This is a genomic window from Shewanella sp. SG41-4 (assembly GCF_014164505.1).
GTDB lineage: Bacteria > Pseudomonadota > Gammaproteobacteria > Enterobacterales > Shewanellaceae > Shewanella.
In genome coordinates this window covers 1-6,650 of sequence record NZ_JACJFI010000222.1, presented here as the reverse complement: position 1 = coordinate 6,650, position 6,650 = coordinate 1, and the positions used below count along the sequence as shown (strand labels likewise).

General features: G+C 38.9%; 6 protein-coding genes and 1 tRNA gene. 4 read left to right on the top strand and 3 right to left on the bottom strand.

All coding sequences use genetic code 11. The annotated features are described in order from the left end of the window. The first annotated feature begins 945 nt into the window (after positions 1 to 945). The 4 genes from H5202_RS16535 to H5202_RS16520 all read left to right on the top strand — a co-directional run bounded on the left by H5202_RS16535 (position 946) and on the right by H5202_RS16520 (position 3,726). Positions 946 to 1,428 (top strand): hypothetical protein, encoded by a 483-nt coding sequence (locus tag H5202_RS16535; RefSeq protein WP_182773042.1) that lies wholly within the window; start codon positions 946 to 948, stop codon positions 1,426 to 1,428. Positions 1,429 to 1,955: 527 nt separating this feature from the next. Then, positions 1,956 to 2,387: a hypothetical protein gene (locus H5202_RS16530; RefSeq protein ID WP_182773041.1), complete on the top strand. Its 432-nt coding sequence runs from the start codon at positions 1,956 to 1,958 to the stop codon at positions 2,385 to 2,387. A gap of 391 nt (positions 2,388 to 2,778) precedes the next feature. Beyond that, positions 2,779 to 3,171: a hypothetical protein gene (locus tag H5202_RS16525; RefSeq protein WP_182773040.1), complete on the top strand. Its 393-nt coding sequence runs from the start codon at positions 2,779 to 2,781 to the stop codon at positions 3,169 to 3,171. A 114-nt stretch (positions 3,172 to 3,285) separates the two neighbouring features. After that, entirely contained in the window at positions 3,286 to 3,726 is a 441-nt protein-coding gene (locus H5202_RS16520; protein ID WP_182773039.1) for a hypothetical protein, read from the top strand. A 370-nt stretch (positions 3,727 to 4,096) separates the two neighbouring features. Here the strand turns inward: H5202_RS16520 and H5202_RS16515 are convergent. The 3 genes from H5202_RS16515 to H5202_RS16505 all read right to left on the bottom strand — a co-directional run bounded on the left by H5202_RS16515 (position 4,097) and on the right by H5202_RS16505 (position 6,533). Next, positions 4,097 to 4,173, bottom strand: a tRNA-Pro gene (locus tag H5202_RS16515). A gap of 271 nt (positions 4,174 to 4,444) precedes the next feature. Beyond that, entirely contained in the window at positions 4,445 to 6,235 is a 1,791-nt protein-coding gene (locus H5202_RS16510) for a DUF3413 domain-containing protein (protein ID WP_182773038.1), read from the bottom strand. Positions 6,236 to 6,308: 73 nt separating this feature from the next. Continuing rightward, entirely contained in the window at positions 6,309 to 6,533 is a 225-nt protein-coding gene (locus H5202_RS16505) for a YejL family protein (protein WP_182773037.1), read from the bottom strand. Between the last annotated feature and the right edge of the window lie 117 nt (positions 6,534 to 6,650).

Here is a 6,650-nt window from a genome sequence, read left to right as displayed (position 1 = left end):
TGACAGCTTACTCTCCACTTGTGTATGTGCGGTAAAATATTCGCGCATGCACAAGTTATGTTACAGCTGCAGTTGCTTGCAGCGTTGAACTAAGCCGCAGAGCTAATGCTGACTCAATCGAGTGTATTAACCTCATTGAATCAGTTAGACTTAAAAAAGATGTGATGGAACACCACAATGACAAGGGAATTGCAATTGAACACATACAAATTAAGCCTCGTAATCAATTCAAAACTGCTCTGTAGCCCAGAGCTAGCCTCAAAAATATCAAATTCCTATAGCATGAAGCATACCAATTGATTTTGACTAGGCATCGGCCAAGTCCTGCAAGCGGTTTGTGCCATGCAAACAGCGCAACGCACAAATACTAAAACGTTATATTTTTGTGTTATCCACAATTAGCGAATACCTTGGTAGAGTTAGATTATGTCTGACATTGAGGTGAGCATGACCCAATTGATTATTGCAAGGAGCATTTTATGGTAGGAAATCCAATTGGATTTTTTTGGGGCTTACTTTTTCTTTTTTTCTTTTTGCCTCTGCTTATAAGTCTAGCCATAAGCATTGGAATGATTTTGTCTATTAAAAGTAATTCAAATTTAACTACAAAGCTTATTTACGTTTTTACAGCATTAATAGTGCCTTTACTGCTAACCGTAGTATTAATGCTCTTTATATCTTATTATTCGTTTGTTGTTTTCATTATACTCTTTATGATTGTTCTCGGTAGCCCTCTTCTTATTAGCATGCAGCATTCAAATAAGTATAGAAATTAATCGATTCTATTGATTAGAGCAACTGCAAAGCGTAAAACATATGAACTTGATGCAATAAAAATATTACAAGTCATTAAATTAGGACAAAAAAAGTTGGCTTTTTGTTCACTACGTTCACTTATTTTAGCCAACAATTTTTTGCCCGTTAATTGGGCGTTGAGGCAGAGTAATGAAGTTATCAGTCGCCCTTGTATTGGTTATGCTTAGTGCATCTGTTCAGGCAGTTAATGTTTGCCATCAAATTTCCGAAGGAATAGATCAAGGAGAAAACTGGGTAAAAGTAGATATTCCATTTAATTTCCCAGGAACAAGAGATACACAAAATTTTTTGTCGATAGATATTGATAATGATGGTGATTTAGAAGAAGTTGCTAGATTTTCTGGAGGAACACAACAAGTTCCATATTTAGAAATATTGAATGGAGATAAAGAGGAGTCTTTCGGTTCTGATCGTTGCGGAGGCGGTTCACCTAGTTCAATGAATATAGTTTCAATAAATAATAAAAATTATATACATGTCTCAATTATCGAAGGAATACAAAAACAATGTGGTATTTCTGGTTATTTGACAGAGTATATATCTGGCGATCTCTTTGGAAAAGAGTTGTGCACAATACCTCTTCCTAAAAAGCTAATAAATAAGGACAAATAACTGTTGGTATTTGCTCCTTCGTCGCGTATTTTTACCAACCATTTTTTTGCCTGTTAATTAGGCGTTGAGGCTGTAGAGTTACTCATTTTAAAGAAAAACAGCTTTTTTTCTGGGTTCCAAATGCATTACCTAGTGTCTTAAAAGCGCTTAGGATTGATTTCAAGAGCTCGTTTTTTAATTGAATTTGGCTGTTAGAGTTATTCTACAGTCACGTTGAACTTAGCTGCTGCGCGGAGCCAAATGCTGACTCAATCGAGTGTATTAACCTCATTGAATCAGTTAGACTCAAAAGATGTGATGGAACACCATAATGAAAAGGAATTTCAATGAAAAACTTACCCACTACTCGATATCAATTGACTCAAACTGCTCTACAGTCCAGAGCTAGCCTCAAAAAAAGTAAATTCCTATAGTATAAAGCGTACCCATTAACCTGGACTCGGCATAGGCCAAGTCCAACAAGCGGTTTGTGCCATGCAAACGGCGCAACGCACAAATATTAAAACCTTATGTTTCAGGAGAGTTTAGTGGAAAAGTATAAAGTGTTTGGTAAATATATAGCTGCGATAGCTTTGGTCTTTTTAACATGGACAGGACTGGATTATTTGGCATGGTTTGGTTTGGAAGGTATCTTTAGAGAACTTGGCATCAGGCCAATTTACCGAGAAATAACTGATGCTTTAAGGCAGGGGACTGCTTCCCCTATAGATCATGTTGTTGGGGTGTTGATTGTCTCTAGTGTTTTCGTAGCTATTTATCAATGGTTGATTTCACCTAAAAAGGTTTTCGTTTGTGTGATATATGGTTTGTTGTTTGGTATTGTGGCTAAAATAGACGAGGGCTCATTAGCTTATACTTACAGCTCTATAACAGAGCCGATGATGCTCGTTCGTATTGCAGTTGCCGCCACGCAAGGAATGATTGCAGGTCTTGTGATGTCTATGGTTATCAAAAATTAATAGCTATCTTTTATAAGTAATTAAACATACAAATAAGGATAGGCCGCGCGAAGCCGCGTCCTTATCCTAAGCGTTGAACTAAGCCGCAACGCAGAGCTAAATGCAGACTCAATCGAGTGTATTAACCTCATTGAATCAGTTAGACTTAAAAAAGATGTGATGGAACACCATAGTGACAAGGGAATTGCAATGAAACACGTACAAACCAAGCCATATTATCAGTTCAACACTGCTCTACAGCCCAGAGCCAGTATCAAAAAAAGCAAATTCCTTTAGCATAAAGCTTACCCATTAACCTGGACTCGGCATCGGCCAAGTCCAACAAGCGATTTATGCCATGCAAACAGCGCAACGCATAAATACTGAAGCGTTATACACAAGGAGTTTGTAAATGCCTTTTTCTGCCAAAATGACTTTAATGTTGCTTTACTTGAGTTCAGGAGTCAGCATTACTCTTGCTGCATGGATGATGTTCGTCGTAGATGCTAGGCCATCAACTGCAGTTTCACAGTTAATTGCTGGAGCAGCCTTCTTTTGGGTTGCTTCTGCTTTGAAAAAGCGAGATGAAAAATCTTTGATTATTGGTTTAATAGGGACTGGTGGATTACCTCTTTTTTGGCTTTGGAAGGCTTATGACCAGTATTTTTACGATCTTTCTCTGTTTGAGGCATTTAGAATTTATCCGATATTGGGAATATATATCATCCCCTTATTTGCAATGATTTTTTTGCTATTACCAGCCTCAAAAAACTACTTTAGACCTAAAGCTGAAAGTTGCGTATAACAAACCTCTAAATTCAGATTCACCAATGCTGTCATGCCATTTACTGAGCAAATCGCCCGCCAGCACTTGGTTCACTTATTAGAGGGGCGTTAGGCAATCAATAAGGAAAGCATTATGAAGTTAATCTCCACTATTATTTTAATAGCAGCTGTAATGAGCCCGCATGCATCAGCAAGCACAGTCTCTGCAACGCAGCAGTTAGGTGTCTGTTTAACAGATTCAATGAATGGAAAAGAAAGGAAGAATTTAGCTAAATGGATCTACTTTGGTATGTCCCAGCATAGCACTATAAAACCTTATTCAAATGTCTCAGATGCTAACTTAGATCAAATGAATAAATATGTTGGAGAGCTTATTACTAGATTAATAACTAAAGATTGCAAAGAAATATCCAAGAAGGCTATTGAAGAAAATTCAACAGCATTTGAGTCTGCATTCGGTATTGTAGGGCAAGTGGCAATGCAAGAGTTAATGGCAGAATCATCAGTCTCTCAAAGTTTGGGTGCATTTGAGAAGTACTTAGATACCGAAAAAATCGAAGCTGCTTTTAAATAGAGGCCTAACATAAAGTGGGTGTTCTCACCTGCGGTGATGGGACGGTTAAACGTCGTTCGTTACAATCGATTTAAGGCAGGTTTAAACGTTATTCAATTGATGTATTTTTGATTTGTCTCAAACCAAGTGACGTCACTCGGTTTGAGAAATATACGATATTGCCTATCTCAAACCACCCGTTTTCATTTCTCAAACCTCGTGACTCGCTACATTTAGACATTAAAAAAAGGTATGACAGAGATAACGTATGTTGTAATTGTAGAGCAGAGGGTTTGACCGGATTATTAAAATCCACGTAATTCACGTATTATTTTTAGACACAAAAAAGCCTGTAAGCATTTGATGCGTAAAGGCTTTTTTGTTTTTAATTTGGTCGGTATGAGAGGATTCGAACCTCCGACCCCTGACACCCCATGACAGTGCGCTACCGGGCTGCGCTACATACCGAACTTGTTTAGTATGACACTGGATATAATAGCAACATTATTCTATATGCCAATCACTTAGTATGGCTATTAGCCTTGGGGTAACTAAGTGAATAATGACTTTATCAACTGTGCTTTACTTACGCAAGTAGTTAGTTATCAGTCGGTTATCGATTGATTATAAACTATCCATTTAATAAAATCGTCGACCTTATCTATGCATAAGCAAGCTAATGAATAGCTCGCTCTTTTACAATATTTTAAGCTAAATATGTTATTAGTAATAAAATATCTTATTGATTATACAGTCTACGACCTTCACGCATTACTTGGATCAATTCTGGTGCGCTCATTTTCTTATCTAAACGTTTTTTATAGTCTAAATCGTAAATGCGATATTTACCGAAACGATCTAATACCGTTATTTCAGCTTTTTGATAAATGGCAAAACGGCGACTGTCGCCTATGTAGACCCAGGTTTCATTATTAGGTTCTAACAAGCTGCGGCCTGAACTGTAATCGGTGCCTGGGTTGGTGCAACCTAACACATGGCTTAGCAAGGTTGGTGCTATGCCGTAATGGCTGGTGCGGTAATTCACTTTATTACCGTGGCTGCCGGGCCAATGAATAATCAGCGGTACTTTAACATTTCCTGGCGATAAATCGCTGCGGGCGTCGCTGGTGTTACTGGTAAAGACCTGGCCGTAAGTGCCAGTGATGAGCACAATGGTATCATCACTCACGTTATTGAGTAGGCTAGCCAGTTGTTGGTCGATAAAGTTAAGCGATTGACGATATTGATTAAACAGCACCTTTTGCGCTGGCTTTAATGCCATGTGCGGTTTGATGGTTTGTACGCCTAAAAAACCGACCGGGGTGTCGTAATCTTTTGGTGCGGTAAGATTGACTAATGCAAACCACGGTTGTGTTTGCTTAGGCTGCCAGGTATTGACCGCATTAATGGTGTTGATATCTGCATCTGCGCTACCATTATCGCCTTGGCTGATCTGAATATCTATACCGTTAAACATTGCACTGCTGGCTGCGTAATGATCATTTGCAGGCGCAAACATGGCTAATTGATAACCTTGTTGTGACAGCGTATCGGTTAATATTGGGCTGGTGCTATCAAACTCTTTGCGATCACTATAGTTGCCTTGTAAACCATACAAGAGGGTAAACATACTGGTTTCAAAGTCTGTGCCACCACTATAGTGATTCATAAAGCGCTGATTGTTAATCCGATATTGGCTTAAAAATGGCATGGTGACACTGTCGACCATGTCGGCTCGTAGACTGTCTATGCTAATAACCATAATATTGGGTTGGCTGTCTGCAGTGCATTGCATCGGGCTGATGGGATAGCTCAGCTTGCGTGATTTAGTATTGTGAGATTCTGTTGACTGCATACTACTGTCAATGCCGTGATTTTCCATAAACGAGCGTGCTGTGGCTGGGTATGACACAGGGTAGGCGTCGTCAAAGCGGGTGATTTCGGTCATGTTGGTTGCATCAGCCCAAATATGGAATAAATGACTGCTAACAAAACATAAACCTACAAACAAAACGACTTTATTGCCCCATTGTTTTTTCTGAATTTTGTCGATGCGTTTCCATAAAAAATTAGCGGCAGTCAGCTCAACTAATACAATCACAATGGGTGTGACGATATATGAGGTGCTGTGAAGCAGTGCATTGAGGTCTTGCCAGGCTAAGTCGAACGCAAAAGGACTTAAATGGATACCGTAGTCGTCATAAATAATGGTGTCGTACAGTAAGGCATACAAACCAAGTGAGGCGATAAATGCAGCAAAACCACGTAAAATTTTAGAGTAAGGTAATAGTAAGGTAATCGGGAAGATAAAAATTAAGTAACCGATAAAGGCCAAAAAGGTAAAATGGCCAATGGTGCTGATTGACAGATAAGCCCAACCAATAATGGTTTCTGGGTAGCCGACACTGCCAATATATCGAGCGCCAATTAACATCGCCAATATGCCATTGAAGAAGGCAAACCAGTGACCCCAATTAACTAAGCGTGACACTTTATCACGCGTCATTTGCTGCTTTTTGCGCTCGATCATGTTAACTCGTATTCCTACGTTATTATCACAGACTATTTTCAGTGTAACTGATTGTTAGCATTAGTGATAAATATTATTTAGTCGATGATTTTACCGACTGTGTTAAGGCTTTAGCAAATTGCTCAGCAACTTTTTGACGTGATTCACCTGGGACTTTTTTGTCGAGTAAATGGGTCACGCAATTGCCTAATACCATTAGGCTTAAATCGGTAGGTGCTTGATGCTTAGCTAGTACTGCAAGCAGCTCGCTGATAAGTGCTTCAACTTGAGTGTTTGTGTATTTAGATTGAATTGCCATAGTCAGAAAACTTCAATAAATAATGAATTAGCTGCACATAATAACGGATTTAACCGGCGCTCGCCTCAAGTTTTATTCGCTGTATGTGAGGAATATTGTAAACCCTTGTTCGATTTA

Excerpts from the sequence above, each read along its gene's own strand:
- H5202_RS16525 (WP_182773040.1), top strand. The coding sequence starts at position 2,779 with ATGCCTTTTTCTGCCAAAATGACTTTAATGTTGCTTTACTTGAGTTCA.
- H5202_RS16520 (WP_182773039.1), top strand. The coding sequence starts at position 3,286 with ATGAAGTTAATCTCCACTATTATTTTAATAGCAGCTGTAATGAGCCCG.
- H5202_RS16535 (WP_182773042.1), top strand. The coding sequence starts at position 946 with ATGAAGTTATCAGTCGCCCTTGTATTGGTTATGCTTAGTGCATCTGTT.
- H5202_RS16510 (WP_182773038.1), bottom strand. The coding sequence starts at position 6,235 with ATGATCGAGCGCAAAAAGCAGCAAATGACGCGTGATAAAGTGTCACGC.
- H5202_RS16505 (WP_182773037.1), bottom strand. The coding sequence starts at position 6,533 with ATGGCAATTCAATCTAAATACACAAACACTCAAGTTGAAGCACTTATC.